Source organism: Prevotella merdae, from assembly GCF_900290275.1.
Lineage (GTDB): Bacteria > Bacteroidota > Bacteroidia > Bacteroidales > Bacteroidaceae > Prevotella > Prevotella merdae.
Window position 1 is genome coordinate 713,957 of sequence record NZ_LT985324.1, and the last position, 18,702, is coordinate 732,658.

At 40.4% G+C, this 18,702-nt stretch carries 17 protein-coding genes and 2 pseudogenes; 8 read left to right on the plus strand and 11 right to left on the minus strand.

Going from position 1 to position 18,702, the window contains the following annotated elements:
• Positions 1-107: 107 nt before the first annotated feature.
• Together C9991_RS09525 and C9991_RS09530 are read right to left on the minus strand one after the other, a co-directional pair.
• A complete protein-coding gene (locus C9991_RS09525; RefSeq protein ID WP_106812305.1) occupies positions 108-1,472 on the minus strand; it encodes a DUF3987 domain-containing protein in 1,365 nt (454 codons plus the stop codon).
• 4 nt (positions 1,473-1,476) lie between these two features.
• Positions 1,477-1,848 carry a helix-turn-helix domain-containing protein gene (locus C9991_RS09530; RefSeq protein WP_007897100.1) on the minus strand — a complete coding sequence of 124 codons (372 nt, stop codon included), beginning with the start codon at positions 1,846-1,848 and terminating at the stop codon, positions 1,477-1,479.
• Between the two features lie 256 nt (positions 1,849-2,104).
• On the opposite strand from C9991_RS09530, the gene C9991_RS09535 reads away from it, so the two are divergent.
• The gene (locus tag C9991_RS09535) at positions 2,105-2,731 is read left to right on the plus strand and encodes an NUDIX hydrolase N-terminal domain-containing protein (RefSeq protein WP_007897099.1); all 627 of its coding nucleotides are present in this window, start codon (positions 2,105-2,107) and stop codon (positions 2,729-2,731) included.
• A gap of 12 nt (positions 2,732-2,743) precedes the next feature.
• Positions 2,744-3,364, plus strand: coding sequence for an HAD family hydrolase (locus C9991_RS09540; RefSeq protein WP_106812306.1), 621 nt, complete (start codon positions 2,744-2,746; stop codon positions 3,362-3,364).
• 127 nt (positions 3,365-3,491) lie between these two features.
• Here C9991_RS09540 and C9991_RS09545 read toward each other — a convergent pair whose 3' ends face one another.
• Positions 3,492-4,238 (minus strand): hypothetical protein, encoded by a 747-nt coding sequence (locus C9991_RS09545; protein ID WP_106812307.1) that lies wholly within the window; start codon positions 4,236-4,238, stop codon positions 3,492-3,494.
• Between the two features lie 597 nt (positions 4,239-4,835).
• Positions 4,836-5,108: pseudogene (locus tag C9991_RS09550) on the minus strand (IS1380 family transposase); the annotation flags it as partial.
• A gap of 149 nt (positions 5,109-5,257) precedes the next feature.
• On the opposite strand from C9991_RS09550, the gene C9991_RS09555 reads away from it, so the two are divergent.
• A complete protein-coding gene (locus tag C9991_RS09555) occupies positions 5,258-5,938 on the plus strand; it encodes a hypothetical protein (protein WP_106812308.1) in 681 nt (226 codons plus the stop codon).
• A gap of 6 nt (positions 5,939-5,944) precedes the next feature.
• On the plus strand, positions 5,945-6,952 hold the full coding sequence (locus C9991_RS09560; protein WP_106812309.1) for a hypothetical protein: 1,008 nt from the start codon (positions 5,945-5,947) through the stop codon (positions 6,950-6,952).
• Between the two features lie 339 nt (positions 6,953-7,291).
• Here C9991_RS09560 and C9991_RS09565 read toward each other — a convergent pair whose 3' ends face one another.
• From C9991_RS09565 to C9991_RS09575, 3 genes are all read right to left on the minus strand, one after another.
• Positions 7,292-8,413, minus strand: coding sequence for a site-specific integrase (locus C9991_RS09565; RefSeq protein ID WP_106812310.1), 1,122 nt, complete (start codon positions 8,411-8,413; stop codon positions 7,292-7,294).
• A 128-nt stretch (positions 8,414-8,541) separates the two neighbouring features.
• Positions 8,542-9,492, minus strand: a complete 951-nt coding sequence (locus C9991_RS09570) for a helix-turn-helix domain-containing protein (protein WP_106812311.1) — start codon at positions 9,490-9,492, stop codon at positions 8,542-8,544.
• A gap of 349 nt (positions 9,493-9,841) precedes the next feature.
• On the minus strand, positions 9,842-10,609 hold the full coding sequence (locus C9991_RS09575) for a leucine-rich repeat domain-containing protein (RefSeq protein ID WP_198643775.1): 768 nt from the start codon (positions 10,607-10,609) through the stop codon (positions 9,842-9,844).
• 768 nt (positions 10,610-11,377) lie between these two features.
• Here C9991_RS09575 and C9991_RS09580 point away from each other — a divergent pair.
• The 4 genes and pseudogenes from C9991_RS09580 (at position 11,378) to C9991_RS17075 (ending at position 15,069) form a co-directional block, all read left to right on the plus strand.
• Complete coding sequence (locus C9991_RS09580; protein ID WP_198643776.1) at positions 11,378-12,193, plus strand: DUF6261 family protein; 816 nt, start codon at positions 11,378-11,380, stop codon at positions 12,191-12,193.
• Positions 12,194-12,722: 529 nt separating this feature from the next.
• The gene (locus C9991_RS09585; protein ID WP_106812313.1) at positions 12,723-13,634 is read left to right on the plus strand and encodes an Abi family protein; all 912 of its coding nucleotides are present in this window, start codon (positions 12,723-12,725) and stop codon (positions 13,632-13,634) included.
• Positions 13,613-14,470, plus strand: a pseudogene (locus C9991_RS09590) (TOTE conflict system archaeo-eukaryotic primase domain-containing protein); the annotation flags it as partial. The gene C9991_RS09585 and the pseudogene C9991_RS09590, both read left to right, overlap by 22 nt.
• 305 nt (positions 14,471-14,775) lie before the next feature.
• Entirely contained in the window at positions 14,776-15,069 is a 294-nt protein-coding gene (locus C9991_RS17075) for a phospholipase D-like domain-containing protein (protein ID WP_232823295.1), read from the plus strand.
• Between the two features lie 233 nt (positions 15,070-15,302).
• On the opposite strand, the gene C9991_RS09595 is transcribed toward C9991_RS17075, so the two are convergent.
• The 4 genes from C9991_RS09595 to C9991_RS09610 all read right to left on the minus strand — a co-directional run bounded on the left by C9991_RS09595 (position 15,303) and on the right by C9991_RS09610 (position 18,621).
• Positions 15,303-15,821, minus strand: coding sequence for a methylated-DNA--[protein]-cysteine S-methyltransferase (locus tag C9991_RS09595; protein ID WP_106812314.1), 519 nt, complete (start codon positions 15,819-15,821; stop codon positions 15,303-15,305).
• Between the two features lie 7 nt (positions 15,822-15,828).
• On the minus strand, positions 15,829-16,854 hold the full coding sequence (locus C9991_RS09600; protein ID WP_106812315.1) for a CNNM domain-containing protein: 1,026 nt from the start codon (positions 16,852-16,854) through the stop codon (positions 15,829-15,831).
• 213 nt (positions 16,855-17,067) lie between these two features.
• Entirely contained in the window at positions 17,068-17,514 is a 447-nt protein-coding gene (locus tag C9991_RS09605) for a PepSY-like domain-containing protein (protein WP_198643777.1), read from the minus strand.
• 234 nt (positions 17,515-17,748) lie between these two features.
• On the minus strand, positions 17,749-18,621 hold the full coding sequence (locus C9991_RS09610; protein ID WP_106812316.1) for a sigma-70 family RNA polymerase sigma factor: 873 nt from the start codon (positions 18,619-18,621) through the stop codon (positions 17,749-17,751).
• Positions 18,622-18,702: the final 81 nt, after the last annotated feature.

Below are 18,702 nucleotides of genomic sequence, written 5' to 3' on the forward strand. Positions count from 1 at the left end.
TTGCACCTTGCACTTTCTGCACTTTTGCACTTGTTTGGCACAAAATGCAGCATCTTTTGTGCAAGAGTGCAAGAAGTGCAAAGTGCAAACGGTGCAAGGTGGTGGTTCTACTTCTGAACTTTCTCATAATTGCCTTGCTTGTCTTTGATGATAAAGTTTCTCTGACAGAAGTCTTTGAGCATATACATGACAGTACGTCTTGCAAAACCGAAATCCGCTCCAGCCTTTACTGCTTCAGCAGTTACGAACTTGTTTCCCAACGAGTCAAGTACCTGTTTTTTCACAGGGTCGGTAGCCTCGGTTAAAACGAGGTCATCCATCCTTTTGTATGACTTCTCAAAGTAATCGCTCATCCGTATGGCTGCATTCACGGACTCCGCATCAATAAAATCCTTGTGAGACTCATCACAAGCCCATCGGAACAGTTGGAATATCAAGGCAAGTCGAGCAGTGTTCAAAGGAACTTTTGCAGCACGTGAGTCTATCATTTTTTCATCCGTAATGGCATTCTGCCGTTCTATGTCCTCATTCTGCCAATCATAGAATATGTCAATGGCTTCATCAGAGAAGTCAAGAACATTGAAGATGCCTTCCGTAAAAGGAAGAGCCACAGCCTTGTCTATGATCTCTTTCCATACACGGAATGGTCTTTCAATGATTGCAGCATCTTGTTTTGGAACCTTAACCCAAGGAGCAATCTTCAAACCTTTTGGGCATGTGATCAGAAAACGGTCAAGAAAACCATTCTTCTTGAATCCCATATCATAAAGTTCATGCACAATACCAGTCTGGATAGTTCCTACAATCTGTATGCAAGGATAGTCAATGCGTAAAGGACAATCAAGATTACAACGAGAAACATCTACTGGCAAGCCATTGTGAGCCGACAGCATCTGTTGTACAAAAGAACTGTTGTTGTATCGGTTGATGGTATTGAACAGCCCCATTATCTCATCCACCACAACTGCCACACCTCTGAGGTTGGCATCGTGATTGCGCATAAGAATCTCTGGCGTGAAGTCATTCATGATATTCTTATGCAGGACTGGTACTGGAGGTAACGATTCCCATTCCGTCCGTTTTTTGCCCTTGTTTCTCTCCACAATGGCTGCATACTCATTCTTTAGAGCCTTGAACTTATGGTGCTCCTCAGTATCAATGTCGTGCAACGGCTTGTAGGCAAAGTTCAATGGTGGAGTCTTGCCGACTCCTGGTCTGCCAACAAGAATGACATATAGGATAGGTGAAGTAATCCAATTGCCTTTAATCCGGATATAGCAGGAGTTGCCGACGGCTGCTGCCATAGCGGATATAAGGGAAGTAGCGGTAAACTCAATGGAATAGTTCTCCGTCCTTGCCAAATCAAGAATCATCTGCTGCATCTTCTGGGGGAATACGTCAAGCGGAATTCCAGAAGTGGCTACGCCCGAAGCCTCCGAGCGTAGCTTGTTACAAATTTCAAGCGCATCCATTACATTACCAGTTTAAGGGTTTGGGCTTGCGCTTGTTTCCTGCAAGAATGGCAGCGTTCTCCTCTTCAGCAGTGAGAGGTACAGGATTCTTGCGGTTAGTCTCCAGCCACTTGTCAAGTTCGTCTTGATAAAGGCAATAACGCTTGCCCGGCTTGGTGGCAGGAATGCTGCCGTTGCCAAGTTTCATGTAGAGGGTAGCCATCGGCATTTTCAGGTATGCCGATGCTTCCTCCACACTCATAGGTATGTGCGTATTAGCCTTGTGTGGCTTGTTCTGTGATTGCAGACTGATGATCATCTGCTTCATGCCCACCACTTCATCCCGAAGCTGGGCAACGACCATTGGAAGGTCGTTGAAAGTTAATTCCTTTGTCATATACAAGTTGTTCTAAAAAACTGGGACAAAGGAACAGAATGATGCTTCCGTTACTCCCATCCGTGACAGTCATTTGTCATTCACGAAGGAATAACTCTAACAATGGGGATTATTGGATAGTTACCTATCCGAAACTATCTATCAATGATATTGTTAAAATAAAGGTGAACCCGTATAAGAGAACGTGTTTTGTGTCATTGTTTAGAAACAAAACATTACCTTTGCATATCAATATAACGATACAAACATTCACTATATGAATAAAATAGTACAACCACAATGGCTTGAATGGGCAAAAGAACTACAATTCATTGCCCAAGGGGGATTGACATACTCCAAGGATGTATTTGATATAGAACGCTTTGAACGCATTAGAGAAATTGCAGCAGAAATGCTCAGCCTGCAAAGTGGAATACCCATAGAAAAAGTAAAGAATCTGTTTTGCAATGAAACTGGATTTCAAACTCCTAAATTAGATACACGAGCTGCGATATTCAAAGATGATAAAATATTGCTTGTGAAAGAGAAAAATGGAACTTGGTCTTTGCCCGGTGGTTGGGTCGATATAAATCAGAGTATCAAAACTAATACAGAAAAAGAAGTAAAAGAAGAGGCAGGGTTAAATGTAAAAGCTATCCGGGTAATAGCCATACAGGATAGAAATTTACATAATATTCCCCCATATGCCTACAATGTTTGTAAAGTTTTTGTTCTTTGTGAGATTGAAAGCGGATCTTTCCGACCCAATATTGAAACGGATGAGAGTGCCTATTTCGGATTGGAAGAATTACCTATTCTTGCAAAAGAGAAAAATAACGAAGAACAAATTAAAATGTGCTTTTCTGCTTACTCTGATAAAAACTGGCAAGTATTATTTGACTAATAAATAAAACATATGAAATATAAACATATCGTATTCGACATAGACGGTACATTGATAGATACGGAATATGCAGTCATCAACTCTTTAATAAAAACAATTACAGAAATAACGGGACGTGCACCTCAATATGAAAGTCTGAAATTTGCTTTAGGTATTACCGGAAGAAATGCGTTGGAATTACTCAAAATACCCGACATAGAAGATGCTTTGAAACGATGGGATAGGAATGTGAAATTGCTCCAGCACACTATTCAACCTTTTCAAGGTATCAAAGAATGCTTGCAATCCCTTTTATCAAAAGGCTATCTTTTAGGCATTGTAACCTCCAAAACATATCAAGAATATCATTCTGATTTTGAACCATTAGGGTTAGCGGACTTTTTTTCCACAATTGTATGTGCAGATGATACTGATGAACATAAGCCCAAAGCAGCACCCTTAGTAGCATATTTGGCTAAAGCCCATATAAACCCCGAAAATGCTCTCTATATTGGTGATAGTATTTATGATATTCAATGTGCTGACAATGCCGGTGTTGATTCCGGATTGGTTTTATGGAGCAACAATGTATCTAATCCTATACGTGCAGACTATTATTTTAAGACACCCCATGATATAAGTAAAATTCTATAAAAGACGAACTGACTAATTATGAAATCTGCCGCATCAAGACCATTTGGTCAAGATACGGCTTTTTTAGTTGTAATATCCAATTATAAGGAAATAGGGAAGAAAAGCGATTTTGCCAAAGGCTACATTATCATCCATGGAAATCATATCCACCATTGGCAGGCTCGTCAATAGGGATTATATCATTGGAGCATGGTGCTTTCAGGTTCTTCAATGTACTGTAGTCCAAGCCTTCAAACGGTTTGGGGAACAATGCCTTGATAAAAGCTATTCGCATGGCCATTGTGTAATCACGTTTACCCAAACGTTCTGCGATATTCCACACGAAGTGCCTTAAAGGGATATTCTCAACATTTTCCTTGAAGCGGTTTATTGCTGTCGGGGTATAGTTGGTGTCGTTGCTCCATTCCTTGACAGCCTCTATTACCTTGTACAAATCTTCCTCATAAAGGAAACGTGACATGGTACGATGCACATAGTCAAGTACGGCTCTCGTTCGTTTTTCCTTTATCTCCTGTGCTTCTTTTTCTTGTGCCTCTACACACTTGGCATAGTCCTCATGACTGTATTGTGCTGACTCTGGTTGTGGTAATGTTTGCTTTGGCTGTTCTTGTTCTGTTGCTGGCTCTGCTTCTACAACGTTTTTCTTTGTCTTGCTGTTGCTACCAATGGTCATCAGTTCATAGGGATAATTCACCATGGAAATGAATATCGCCCAAAGCAGGATGTTGCTTCCTACAAAGATGATTGACTCGACAAACAGACTTTGGTGAAAGTCATTGCCTACATACATAGCCACGACAAGAGAGATGGCGAGAATTGCAGTACCAACAAAAGCGTAGATGGTACAATCTGAAGTTGTCTTGTTTTCTATCATTATTGTATTCGTTTTATTGTTATTCGTTCAAAAACTTCCACAAAGTTAGATGCAGAAGCATGTAAAAACCGCATTTACGTTCTCTGGCACTCTTTCTTTTACGCTTTATTAGCGTTCTAATATGATATCATACTCTGAATCATACTTTAAACTGCTCATTAGTGTCAGTTATAGCTGATTGCTTGTCGCAAAGATAATAGGGAAGAAACAAGAAACTTGCTGTTGTTTTTCAATATCGACAGATATAAGGGTGCGTTTGGTGGACTGGTTCTATCTGTAACAGCAAATAGAACCAATAAAAACGGAAAAGGACTGCTGGAACACTTCATTCCAATAGTACTACACGAATAAGGTTGTGTGAGAGTTATTTCTGGTTCATCCGACATTTCGAGTGATAAAGTCAAGATAAGATAGAAGAAAAACACTGAACTTTTGTATCTTTGACTCCACTTTAAAAAGTGGGTTAAATTTGAATTAAATATATGCCTTGGAAAGTTTTTACGCAATCCTTGGCGTTAACTAACTTTGGCGACAAGTTGGCAAACGACCTGTTTATACAGCGTCAAAAATGCCTCTTATTGCCTAAATATAGCCCCAAAGTATTGTGTCTGCGCTGCATGTACGGAGGTGTGGATGCAAGCAAAGTGTTTCCATAAGGTGTGAGGACACGTCTTCGACACATGACCCTCCACAGAAATATACACACATCAGAGAACGGATTATCTCGCTATATTGATAGCCATACACTTTGCTACGCAAACCTAAAGTAGAGTCTATTGTATGAGACAACATCCTGTCGAATTTCTCCATAATTGGAAATATACCACCAATAGATGTGAGTTTCTCGGATTTTATTTGTATTTTTGCCATGCCTGATGAGGTTTTGTTTGATTATTACAGCAACACTAAATTAAGTGAATCCTCTGACATGGCAAAATCCCGGGCAACTTTTTGTTGCTCAGGATATTATAAAAGTTAAAATTTATAGTGTTGCGGAATTAAGGTTAAACTGACACGTTATGGATATAGAAGAGATAGATAAACTTTTTGATGACGCAGTACCTCCTCCCTCCCTGCCTAATAATTTGAATATTGGTCAAAGCATGGAATACCTGCATGATGATGCCAATGTGAGAATCATTTTTCACCCAGGATCCTCCAATAGCTCTGCCTTCGATGAAATAAGAAGATACCCAAACTACAGCGAATTACGTATCCATTCTCATGGTATTCAGTTGCATATCGGCAGTTTTCGATATAACATACATAACTCTCAGATTTTTCTATTTGAAAGATGGACTTTTGACGGTACTATAGAGTATAATAGGTGTGATTCGAGGGGGGCGCGAGTTGGAGCTGGACTACTATTAGCGGGACCATTGGGAGCGGCAGTCGGATTAGCAACGAGTTTCGGCAGAGGAAAGAAACATCACAATTCTGACTATCTCATGATTGGTTTCTGGGATCCGAAGACAATCGAGAAGAAATATGTAGAAATAGAAATTGACAAAGAAGGAAAACATAAGAACTTTATAAAAGTTCAACAATTCTGGAATAGACAAGTTGAAGACAACCGTTCTTCCGGATCAGAAGCGTCTAATATTGAACCTGCTGGAAAATCCGAAACAGGATGTTTAGGTGTTGTTATCGGCATCATGCTGTTTACAGCATGTGCCTCATTCATAGTTTCATGCATTTAAATTAATATGAATTTCTTTTATTCAGTAATAAATTTGGTAGGATTCCTTTTCTATATTGCAGCAGGATTCGCTGCAATTCGTGCTTTATGTACATACGATTATTTTTTCAATAAGAAAGAATGGAAATCAACGTCCTTTGTATTATCTATTCTTATTTTATCTCCAATCTTAGGTTATTGCATACGGGATTTTGCCCAACACCAAAAAGAACTTCTGCAATTTAAAGAAATTGTAAAACAAGAATCTTCCAAGAGTGAAACGAACAACTTATCTCTAATGAGAATTTGTGGAAGTTTTTCGGATCTTTCAGAAAAAGATAAAGAAGAACAAATTCAAATCGTTTTTGAAAAGTTCTATGATTCATCCCTCAATGGTAAATGTGCATTCTTAAACCAATATAATGATGAAAATTTGGAATTTGTCCTCAAAATAAAAAAGGATGTTAAAAGAGAGCTTGCGTCTATTTATAACATTTATGATAAATCTGCGGATATTAATAGCTGGTCAAATTTCCAGTCGGTTGTAACCTTGAAGAATTTCTTAGAACATGCTCCACAAGAGACAATAGATAAAGAATTCTCAAAATGGGATACTGATGATAGCGCATGGAATCGTGTAATATTGTTGGACTCCATATACCTCTCTAATGTATATTTAAGCAGATTCCCCCGTGGCTTACATGAATATGAGGCGCGTAGAATAATTCTTAATGATGACTTCGACCCTAAGTATGATTCGTATAGAATCACCTCAAATTTTGATGGGACTACAACCATTGAGGTAATTAACCGATCCTCTTATCCAGCAGAATTAAACTACGATGGAACTTTTGCAAAAGGTTATGTGAGTATATCTGGGAATTCAAGAAAATCAATCTCTATTCCAAACGGATATTACCGAATATCAATAACTTCTCAGAAATTGCACACACGAGGTATACATGAACGTGTTGTGTGCAATGGAGGTTATATTCCCTACGACTTGGAACTACAACGTGATTACAGGACACATTAGTACACCTTAAATGGCAAGAAGGATAAGCCATGATACGGCATAAACAATCAAAACTATTTTCATATTGCTTCTTTATTTTATTTCAACAATTACTGGAATATGGTCACTTAAAGTCAGCCAATAGTCATGATCCAAATGGTACGGTTTCTCTTTATTTCTTTGCAAATAGAAAGTTGGAATGCTTTCAAGACCTTCGTCCTCTCCACGGCAATAATTATAGGCATCAACCAGTCCATTCTGTTTTAGTATTTCGACTAAAACAGAATGTTTTTTTGATTTCGGATGCTGACTGTTAAATATTGAGTTACTATTTGTATCACTCGAAATGTCGGATGAACCTTATTTCTTCAATGTGATGCAGCCCATCGAAGCACGCTTCTGAGCATCGGAAATCTTGGCATAGACCTCTGTTGTCGTAACATTTTTATGACCGAGGTAACGCTGCACCACCATAATGCTTGTTCCTGCGTCGAGCTGGAGACAGGCGAAGCTGTGCCTGCTGCAGTGGAAAGTTATATGCTTGGTTATCTCTGCATCTTTCAGCCAGTTCTTCAATGGTGCCTGCGTCATGGAGTCTTTGAAATCAGGGAACACCTTGCCTCGTTTATCTGGTGAATAGCCTATCAGTTCCAAGGCTTCCTCACTGATTGGGTTATGCACGATGTCTTTTGTCTTCTGCATTCGTGTGGTGACATACATCACACCATCGCTGCCGTATGGCTGTATTTCCTCCCAAGTGAGTTTCTTGATGTCGCTCTTTCGCAATGCCGTTAGGCAAGAGAACAGGAAGGCTCGCTTCAATGCTGGGGCGGAGCATGGTGTGGATGCCAAGCGGATAACCTCGTCCTGTGAAAGATGCTCCTTGTCTGTCGGGATTGTCTCGATACGCTCCAAGAAGCCGTTCGGATTTTCCTTTATCTTGCGGTCACGATAGGCTGTATGTATTGAAGCACGGAAAGTTGACCAGTAGTTGGCTGCCGAGTTGATATGTAGCTTTCTGTTCTTATGCAGTCCCTGTGGTGCTGTCAGCAGATACTCACGAAATCTGTTGCACAAGTCCACGTTTATCTCACCGAAGGTACACTTGCCTTGCGTGAATGTACGAAAGTGCATATAGACGTGCTGCCACTTGGAGTTCTTCTTGTCTGCCAGTCTCTTGAAGTAGGCAAGGAAATCTCCCTTCATTTTCTCCTTGTCGAAGAAGTCGTAACGCTCGTTGACGATAGCCTCGAAGCGACGGCAGCGTATCGCCTCGGCTCTTGCCATAAGGTTGAGGTTGTACTTCTGTTCCATCTGGTTCTTTGGCTTGGCATAGATGTAGATGCCAAGCGACTCATGGCGAATGACTTTCATCGTGCTCTCGTCACGATAGCCTGGATAATAGTCAAGATAATAGGACAGCATGTGTCCGTCCTTGATTTTGCGTGTACGCAATGATACGGTCTTGCAAATGTTGCTCATAACTGATATGTATTATTGATGATTATTCGTGGTGAAGTGTATCTTCACGGCTGCAAAATAACTGAATGATACTTCCGTGACTCCCATTATTTGCAGTCATTGATGGATAATGCTGAAATCATTTGAAATCACAGTCCTTTTGCTGTCCTTTCTGCCATTGCACGCTCCACATCCGTCTTCAAAAGCAGGTTCTTTACACCCACTTTTACCTTACTGATATGGTGAACTCTCACGATATGGCAGATGTTGGCACTTGCCAGACCATACAACTGCTGCACCTGTTCGGTGGTATAATAGTTGTCATCGCTCATGAGGTCAGTCCTGCGCAGTTCTTCAAGATGCTCCTTGGAATAATAGGTACGTCCGTATTCTCGCTTGGTCGGTATCTTATGGCGGTAAGTGTATGCCCTGAGTGCCGACTTGCTCATGCTAAAGGCTTCCTCTACATCATCAGCCGTCACCCATTCCGTGATACTGTTGAGGTCAACGGCAGTACCGAAGAACTCATCAATATGTCGTTTGCTGTAATAGTTCTTGCCAGCGATACGGCACATCGGTATCTGGTTGCGCTTGGCGGAAGTGTAGAGCCAAGACTTCTTGACCTTATAAATGGACATCACTTCCTCGCCCGAATAATAGTCAAGCACCTCATTCTCCACTTTCCCTTTTATTGGTTCCAGGTTTTGTGTTGGCTTTTCTTTTTTTGCCTTCTTACTGGGCTTACTCTTGCTTGCTGGAACCACACGCTTGTAAGGATTACCCTCAAACATTTTCTCTATATCAGCCTTTCTTACGAATGCCATTCGGTTGCTCAACCGTGAAGCCTTCAACTTGCCGTTAGCCACAAGTTTGTAGATATACTGTCGGGTGCATCCCATCAGAATGGCAGCTTTGGAGAAGGTAAGATACTCCTGATGTTGCAGATCCATGATAGGTTCAATACCGTTAATCAAGTCCTGCTGTCTTTTCTTCCTAAGACGTTTTGCCTCTGCCTGACATTCCTCGGAACAGTATTTCTGCATACCGCTCCTTGGCACGAATGTCTTGCCACAAAATTCACATTTTCTTGTCGGTCTCATACTCTTTGATATTGCTATGTTCTACATACTTTGAGTATTCCACCGATGGAGTAAACGGAAGTGAACCATTGACAACCTTTGTCAACCCAGTCCACGATATTACGCTTTTTGCCTATCAGCTTCAAATATGTCATCCATTGTAGTCACTCGTAAACCCTTGTCAACTACGTTCACGATATGACAAAATAAAAGCTCCGCAAATTCTCCACGGTAGAAATACGTTGCAAAAATATGTGGAAAATCGGGAACTGCCAAAAAACACTCAGAAAGTGTTAAAAAATCAAATAGTATTGAAAATCAAGGCTTTATGTTTGGTTAGTCATAGTAAGTTGTGGTTAGTTATAAGGGGCTAAATACAAAAACGAAAACATCCAGAACCTATTTCTGTTACGCTACCAGGTATCGTTATTTCATTTATGTTTGTGTTTTGTAGTGCTCCTATTTTTAGAGTTTCTAAGAATCTTGGTAGCTTTATGTTTTCTAACAAACGACAATCGCAGAAACAGTACTCTCCAATATTTGTGACATTATTACTAAACTCTATTGTCGATAATCCATCACATTTATAGAATGCATAATCTCCAATATAATTTAGTTTGTCGTTCATTACAACTGTAGAAATGCTTTTGCAACCAGAAAAGCAGTTAGTTTTAAGATATGTTATCTCGCTTGGAATTTCAAGTGAAGTTATTTCTGAATTATTTAAGAAAAGACGATAGTCAGCAATAGGTTCATATATATATTGACCACTTGTAGTATGATGCAGATATTTATGTGTAATATTGCACCATGCCGAAAGGTCTTTAATGTATATGTCAACAACCTTTCCAGTCTGAAAAGCTCTTGTTCCTATATTTTTTATAGTTTTAGGAATTGTGACAGACACTAATTGGCTACATCCTTGGAAAGCATTATTATCGATACCAGTAACAATGTACTCTTTACCTTCAATAATAATAGTTTCAGGAATAATTAGATTCTCTGCACTTTCGCTTTTAAGAACTGTAGCAGTGTTCTTTGAACAATTAAGCTCATAATTTAGTCCGTTATATTGAACCGAGGCTGTTACTATTATGGTAAATAAGTTTAGAACAAAAGTTAATAAAAATTTTCTCATAAGGAATAATTTTAGGGTTAATACTCGATTATCAATCATAACAAAAACGTGAGACTCTACACTTGCTCGCCACTCATTCTTGGTCGTAGGAAACCTATGGTTAATGACGAACAGATAGAATCTCACGCTGAATGTTATACATAACCCCGAAAAGTGTGCCGATGAGGTAAATCCTCCTTGGCACACTACGAGGGTTGATTATACAACCTACCCGTGACATCTTCTCTGCAATGTCATTGATAACCATTTTGAATTTCCTACGTTCAGAACAATCAATGAACAAAGCGTTGATGACGCCTTATGTATGTTTTGCAAACGCATTTATTGCGAATGCGTTGCAAAGTTACTAAAAATCAATAAGAATAAAGACATTATTAGTTATCGTTTTCAAAAAACAGAAATTTTAGTCCAATGATGCCGCTATAATGACCGAAAACATCAGACAATATGTCAAATCCATAGTGCATGATACAAGAAACCGTGTCAACGATGGCATGAAATATGTCGGTAAGGGTTTGTGGCATGAAGATTGTATAATTCATTATCGGAAGACGGCAGAAACAGCGTTTCTTGCATTACTCCATACGGAATGGTGCAAGAAACGCTGTTTTTGCGACCAAACCCAAAGGAGAGAGTAAGGAAACAACGTGCACGACTGATTCCATGAGAATTATTATCGGAAACAACGTAGAGATGGCATAAACAATCTATTTAACGCAACAGAAAACGGAGTTTCCACAGTTTTCATCTTAAAACTTTTATCAAACTATGAGCGAAATAGGAACTCTTAGCTTGGAGCGTCTAAACAACGGCGCACATTTTCTGTTCATTTCAAACGTGTTGGCACGTGCTGAGGCCGATGCGACTGTAAAGAGTAAACTCAGCGCACAGATTGTCTCGCTAAAGGCCGCCAAGGAAAAAGAGGACGAGGACTTGAAAATCTCGCAAAAAAGTATACTGACCGATGATATCGCTACAGTCGATGCTGAGCGTGACGGACTTTACAGCGGTTACAAAAAGGCTGTTAATGGCTTCAGGAATCTGCCTGTGGAGAATATAGCAAAAGCAGCAAAGGTACTGACGCAACACATCAAGGACTATGCCATCGACCCAAAGATGCAACTCGACAAGGAAACGGGATTGTTGATGAATTTTATCGATGACTTGGAAAAGAAGTATTCAAGCGAAGTTCAGACACTTTCACTTGGTGCGTTCGTTACAGCTCTGAAAGCAGCCAACGAAAAAGTACGCACATTGACAGCAACACGCACAGACGAACGTATGGCAAAGGCTGTTGGTGCATTAAAAGCATCACGCAAGGCAAGCGATGAGGCTTACCGCCAGTTGGTGAAGTTTGTGAATGCTTATGCTTTGATAGAGGGCGACAGCAAGTATCTTGGCTTTATTGACTATGTAAATACAGAGATTGTTCACTACAAACGCGAAGTTATAGGTCAGAAGCCTGGCTCTACTCAGACAAGTGGTACAACAGGCGGAACGACAGGTGGAGGTTCTACTGGAGGCTCAACAGGAGGTACTACCAGTGGTGGCACAACTCCACCGAGCAGTGAAATTGAAGCCTAAACAAACTTTGTTAGGTTTTTCCAATCCCATTAAGTGTATATTATTATGATAGCACATATGTTTCGCTCAGTGGCTCAAACGGATGTGCTGACCAACTTACGAATTAGAATCATTCAAAGCCAATAAGGGCTGTATACAATACACCTCATGAGGCGTTCCCGTTGCTTTGTTCTTGACTAGCAGTTGAGAGTTTGCGAAGTTCTTACACAGTCAAAACCAAAGCGTACAGTTACGCCTTATATGTATATATGTCTGCCCAACCTCTGCCCATCGGGGCTTTCGGTATGGGTATAGACGTTACGAAGGTAACACTTTTATATTGGAAACCACTTTGTTTGGCTGGTAAAGTATGATTTTAAGTCCCGATTTAACATTATTAAATATAAATATATCAAAGGATTCCACTTTGGCATAATTTTTCTTGCCAAAAAGTTTATATTCTCAACGATTATTTGTATTTTTGCAGCGTTAGTTCCAGCCGAGCCTCTTTACAATGCTTAAATAGGCTGGGCTTTTTTGTTTATAAGCTATGACAAAGAGAATTTTTGGAAAAGATTTCAAGACTCCACGAGAACTTGTAACCTTATTGGAAAATCGTGGATTGATAATCAATGATAGGCAAAAGGCTCAATTGTATTTGGAGAGCATTGGCTATTATCGATTGTCTGCGTATATGCATCCTTTGTTGAAGACTCCAAAGATTCTTCATCTGTATAAGGAAGGTGCTACATTTAACAAAGTGATGATGCTTTATCGCTTTGACAAAAAGTTGCGCTTACTCCTTTTTAACGAGATTGAGAAGATCGAAATTGCTGTAAGAGAAGCCGTAATGAATATGACGGCTGAACGGACTGGTGATATATATTGGCTTACCAATTCAGCACATTTTCGTGATCAGTCCATTTTCGTCAATAGTATGGCAATGTTGTCGAAGGAGTATGAACGTTCTACTGAAGACTTTATAGAACACTTCAAAAGAACATATACAGAACCTTTTCCACCAGCATGGATTCTTGGTGAACTTCTCCCAATGGGTAACGTGAATATGTACTACAGGAACTTGAAAGATAAAGGACTCAAAAAGCAGATCGCCAAGCGTTTCTGCCTTCATGCTCCAGTGTTTGAGTCTTGGCTTTCTGTGCTTACGCTTACTCGCAACGCTTGTTGTCATCACGCTCGTGTTTGGAACAAAGTCAACAAGATTATTCCAAATGATATGAGAGGCATGACTCGTCCTTGGATTACTATTCCTGCGGACAAGCGAAGAATCTATTATAACATGTGCATCATCAAGTATTTCCTTGACATCATCTCTCCCAACAATGACTTGCTTGACAAAATGCACAGTTTGTTCAGCAAGTTTCCAGAGATAGACCTGGCAGCTCTTGGATTTCCTGTTGGTTGGGAACAAGAACCGCTATGGATACAGGCAAACAAATAAATGCAAATGAGCTTATTGCCAAGCTTCAAGAATTAGAGAAAGAAAATGCCAGGTTAAGAAAAATTCTTGATGTGCATGGAATACCATACATTGTAACCGAGCCTAATGTCACAACGAAAGAAAGCCTACATGCCATATTCCATACAGATTCAAAGCTGAGTCTACAGGAAAAGGTTGCGCTATTTCGTAGTGTTTTTCAAGGTCGTGATGATGTCTTTGCCAAGCGTTGGTACAGTAGTACGACTCAAAAGTCAGGCTACCAACCTGTATGCACGAGTGAATGGAATCGTGAATTTTGCGACAAGCGAAAGTACAAATGTGCGGATTGTCCCAACAGGCAATTCGCTCCTTTGGCATACAACGACTTTTTCAATCATCTTGCAGGAAAGGATGCATGGGGACGTGATGTTATAGGACTTTATCCAATACGAAAGGACAACACTTGCAGTTTCCTTTGTACAGACTTTGATGACAAGAGTTGCGAGCATGGCTACAAGAATGATGTACTTGCCTTTGTAAATGTTTGCAAAACTTGGAATGTACCTTGCTACATCGAACGCTCACGTTCTGGCAATGGTGCTCACGTATGGATTTTCTTTGATACACCAGTAACTGCTTTCAAGGCACGCAAGTTGGAAAATGCCATTCTTACAGAGGCGATGAGTTGTGACGCTCATCTGTCTTTCAAGTCATACGACCGTTTCTTTCCAAACCAAGATACCTTGCCCGAAGGAGGACTGGGCAATCTTGTAGCCTTGCCATTGCAAGGTATGGCTCGACGCAAAGGGAACAGTGTGTTCGTTGATGAAGACTTCAATGCGTATGCCGACCAATGGGAAATGTGGAGCAATATGCTGGGCGTTTGCATAGGGAATACGCAGGAAAGAACGAAGTGCGTATTTATGATTATGTGGATGTTCATGTCCCACTTTGTGACTCTATGTATCGTAAACGGCTGAAAGGGTATTTAAGAGCAGGATACGGAAAGTATGTGACATCATCCACACTTGACAAAAATCCCCAAGAGCTGATATACGAACGAAACAATTACGAAGCGACATTTCGGAATGATTTGGCAAAAGCCCAGTACTCTGTCATCATCGCAGTCCCAAAAGTAAAGTTCAAATACAAGCCAGTTATCATGTCAACACTTGCAAACATTATTCATAATGGCGTTACTGTGGCTGTACATATCAAAGAGGAAGGGGTTAATGAGATAGAACTTAAAAATACAGGAATGGATGTGGTGTGCAACAAGGAACAAACTCTGCAATGCGCCATCATTGACAAATCTATTGTCTGGTATGGGAACATAAACTTCTTTGGTTACAATTCGGAAACAAACAATGTTATGCGAATCGCTGACCACAAAATAGCCAACGAAATGATAGAAATACTATACTCAGACACTGGAAATGATGTAAATGGAGGTTAAATACGTTAAATCTTCACTTTTTTGTATCTACACAGAATCCACACTGTCACTTTTCTATCGTTTAGAGCGTATAATACTGACAATCAACTAATAACAGATACTATATGTATTTTATATCTTTCAGATTTGCTGGATTGTAATGAGTTAGCTGTTTTAAGAACAAAAGATACCTCTTAAGTCTTGCTTAATGCGGGCGAGTACTCGTAATGTTTACATCCTACAACTTCTGCGCTTTAGTAAAATGACTTGGCATTTTCTAATCCAAGCAACATTCTCTTAGCTCCCAATCCTCCAGCATATCCAGTCAAGGAATTGTCGCTGCCAACAACGCGATGACAAGGAATGAGGATGCTTATGCCGTTGGCTCCTATTGCGCCAGCCACAGCTCTTATGGCTTTAGGCTTACTTATGCTTAAGGCTATTTCCTTGTAGCTTTTTGTTGTTGCGTATGGTATATTAAGCAATTCGTTCCATACTCGTTGCTGAAAATCAGTACCTATCAGATGTAATGGAATGTCAAAAGATGTGCGATGGCCTAAGAAGTATTCGTTGAGTTGTCTTTTGGTTTCTTCCAAGACAGAGGAAGTCTCTGTCTTGAAAGATGCTTGTAGATATTCTGCTATCCGACGTTTGTTACGCTCGGCAAGAGAATTGTTGCTCCAATCGCAAAGGCACAGTTTATCGGCAAAAGATGCTAAAACAAGCGTTCCACATGGGGAACTGTAATGTTGTATGCAGATAACATTTTTCATATATCGCTTATTTCTTTAACATCATGCGCGACTTTTCCTTAGCGAAAGCCTGCATGTCTACAGCCACGTCGTCTTCGTCAACTATTTCCACGCCTGTCATTGTCTCTATCACGTCTTCCATAGAAACAACACCACGTAGGCAACCATACTCGTCAACGATTATGGAGATATGCTCGCGCTTCTCAAGCATTTTCTCCCATATCTGATATACAGAGTCATCCTCGTTGAAAGATAGGATAGGGCGCATAAGGTCGGATAGCTTGGTGTCGAATTTATCATCCGACAGTTGTTTCAGAACCATATCCTTAAGCACATAACCTATGATGTATTCCTTGCTCTTGTCGTATACCGGAATGCGAGAGAAGTTCCATGTCTGCTGCTCGTAAAACTCCTTGATGGTCATGTTTACATTGGTTGTTTCAACCACTATGGAAGGTGTCATAACCTCCCTTGCCTTTACTCCAGCCAAACGGATACAACTCTTGATAATCTTGCTTTCCGACTCGCGGAAGATGCCCTCCGTTGTACCTACATCTACCATTGCCGATACTTCCTCACGACTAACCGAAGCTTGATGGTTCTTAGGTGTAAATACCTTGGTGATGAGTTCGGAAAGCAGAACCAATGGATAGGTGATGAAGATGAGAACTCGTATTACCTTTGTGGATGGTATGGCGAGCGAACGCCAATATGAAGCACCAATAGTCTTAGGTATGATTTCGGAAAGTACCAAAATCAATAATGTAAGGATTGCGGATATTAATCCAAAGTATTCTTCGCCAAAAAGCTTCATCGACTCAGCACCCACACCTGCCGAACCTATGGTATGTGCAATGGTGTTGAGCGAAAGAATAGCGCCCACAGGACGGTCTACATTGTTCTTGTACTGTTTCATCAAAGAGGCAGTCTTGTTGCCTTGGCTCTCCTTCATCGAGATAAACGACATTGGAGTGGATAGAAGTACCGCCTCAAGGACGGAACATAAAAAGGATAGTGACAGAGCACCTAAAAAATATAAAATTATTAAGCCCATTAAATATATAATTCGTTTATAATAAGTTGTCAGTAGAGGGGTGCAGACAACTTACTATAAACGAAGGGCCTTATGGTATAAGTATAATCTATGTGTCATATCTCAGACACAAAGATATAGATTATGTTATGATTTCGCTGCTTTTCGAGCCAATTATTGCGAATCTTTAACTAAAACGTCTTACTTTTTATAAAGACTTTACTTTGGCACGTGCTAATCAATGTCAATCAACTGGAAATGTTTGTTGAAGGTCAAATCTATGCCGTTGGATAGTTCTACCTCGTATTCGTTTTTCTTTATCTCAAGCTTTTTTACTGATTGCCCGGGATAGTTGTTCCGCAAATAGTTCTTGATGGATAGCGGTATCAACTTAACTGGCACTACTCCTTGCTTGCAGTCAACTTCTGTAAGTTCACCCTTTTTGTTGAACTCAAGCTTTGTACCATTCTGCAGCACTACATCGTAGCTTCTATTTACAATGCCCGATTCAATAGTAGCAAGCGCCACCTTCTGATTGCCGAAATAGTTGGTTAGCAAGATCTGTGCTTTTGTTGGAAGTATTGTTACAGAAATGGGCTTGTCGTTGCCAGCACTGGCCAAGATATTGCAAGATAAAATGCAATAAATGGCAATCATCATAATTCTCATGGTTCTTTTCATAATTCTGGTGTTTTTAAGTTAAATAAAATCTGCTAATACTGGTGTTTTGTACACCTTATTATATATAGACGAAAAAAATATGATTTGGTTTAAAAGAACTACAATAAATGATTCAAGAGAATAAAAAAAACGCCAAGGAAACAGGGAGTGTATCCCTATTTCGATGGCGCTCATATTGTAAGTGACAATCAGTTCGGAAGCTAACTGTTCGGCACTTACGGGAACAATTAAAATTTAGCCTAAGTATTTCATGAGTATTTTTGCGTTGCCGCTATCGCGCAACTTGGCAATACTCTTCTCTCGAATCTGACGTACACGTTCGCGTGTCAGTCCAAGTTGGTCGCCTATTTCCTCAAGGCCTTTCTCATGGCAACCAATACCAAAACATTCGCGTATAATAGTAATCTCGCGGTCCTTCAATACCTTGTTAAGTACAGAGTTGAGCTCAAGTGCCATTGACTCGTGGTCTACCTGACGGTCGGTACGGCTGTCATCACCACTAGGCATAACATCAAGCATACAATTGTCCTCGCCATCCTGGAAAGGAGCATCGATACTTACATGGTGTCCATCTGCCATAAGGCTCTGTCCAATCTTCTCCTCGTCAATCTTTGTTGCGTCAGAAAGCTCTGATACAGACGGATGACGCTGGTTCTCTTGCTCAAATTTGTTTATCTCGTGGTTGATTTTATTAAGAGAGCCAACCTGGTTGAGTGGCAAGCGCACAATACGACTCTGCTCGGCAATAGCCTGAAGTATGCTCTGACGAATCCACCATACAGCGTATGAGATGAACTTGAAACCGCGTGTCTCGTCAAACTTCTGTGCTGCCTTTATCAGACCAATGTTGCCCTCATCGATAAGGTCAGTAAGGGTGAGGCCTTGATGCTGGTATTGCTTTGCCACAGACACAACGAAACGGAGGTTAGCAGTAACAAGCTTGTCCTTGGCACGTTCGCCTTCAGGACCGCCTTTCTTGATCTTCTGCGCAAGCTCAATCTCTTCGTCTATTGAAATCAGAGGGGCACGACCTATCTCAACGAGATACTTGTCAAGTGCTTCACTGGAACGGTTTGTAATACTTTTTTGAATCTTAAGTTGTCTCATCTTGTATACCTTAAAACTTTCTACGGCGTGATAAACATGAATTATGCTTTCGGTAATATCCCGAAAACCTTGCAAAGGTAC

Coding starts and splice junctions, on each gene's coding strand:
- C9991_RS09565 (WP_106812310.1), bottom strand. CDS start 8,413: ATGAGCAACATTTGCAAGACCGTATCATTGCGTACACGCAAAATCAAG.
- C9991_RS09560 (WP_106812309.1), top strand. CDS start 5,945: ATGAATTTCTTTTATTCAGTAATAAATTTGGTAGGATTCCTTTTCTAT.
- C9991_RS09545 (WP_106812307.1), bottom strand. CDS start 4,238: ATGATAGAAAACAAGACAACTTCAGATTGTACCATCTACGCTTTTGTT.
- C9991_RS09530 (WP_007897100.1), bottom strand. CDS start 1,848: ATGACAAAGGAATTAACTTTCAACGACCTTCCAATGGTCGTTGCCCAG.
- C9991_RS17075 (WP_232823295.1), top strand. CDS start 14,776: ATGTCAACACTTGCAAACATTATTCATAATGGCGTTACTGTGGCTGTA.
- C9991_RS09610 (WP_106812316.1), bottom strand. CDS start 18,621: ATGAGACAACTTAAGATTCAAAAAAGTATTACAAACCGTTCCAGTGAA.
- C9991_RS09575 (WP_198643775.1), bottom strand. CDS start 10,609: ATGAGAAAATTTTTATTAACTTTTGTTCTAAACTTATTTACCATAATA.
- C9991_RS09525 (WP_106812305.1), bottom strand. CDS start 1,472: ATGGATGCGCTTGAAATTTGTAACAAGCTACGCTCGGAGGCTTCGGGC.
- C9991_RS09570 (WP_106812311.1), bottom strand. CDS start 9,492: ATGAGACCGACAAGAAAATGTGAATTTTGTGGCAAGACATTCGTGCCA.
- C9991_RS09580 (WP_198643776.1), top strand. CDS start 11,378: ATGAGCGAAATAGGAACTCTTAGCTTGGAGCGTCTAAACAACGGCGCA.
- C9991_RS09535 (WP_007897099.1), top strand. CDS start 2,105: ATGAATAAAATAGTACAACCACAATGGCTTGAATGGGCAAAAGAACTA.
- C9991_RS09585 (WP_106812313.1), top strand. CDS start 12,723: ATGACAAAGAGAATTTTTGGAAAAGATTTCAAGACTCCACGAGAACTT.
- C9991_RS09600 (WP_106812315.1), bottom strand. CDS start 16,854: ATGGGCTTAATAATTTTATATTTTTTAGGTGCTCTGTCACTATCCTTT.
- C9991_RS09605 (WP_198643777.1), bottom strand. CDS start 17,514: ATGAAAAGAACCATGAGAATTATGATGATTGCCATTTATTGCATTTTA.
- C9991_RS09555 (WP_106812308.1), top strand. CDS start 5,258: ATGGATATAGAAGAGATAGATAAACTTTTTGATGACGCAGTACCTCCT.
- C9991_RS09595 (WP_106812314.1), bottom strand. CDS start 15,821: ATGAAAAATGTTATCTGCATACAACATTACAGTTCCCCATGTGGAACG.
- C9991_RS09540 (WP_106812306.1), top strand. CDS start 2,744: ATGAAATATAAACATATCGTATTCGACATAGACGGTACATTGATAGAT.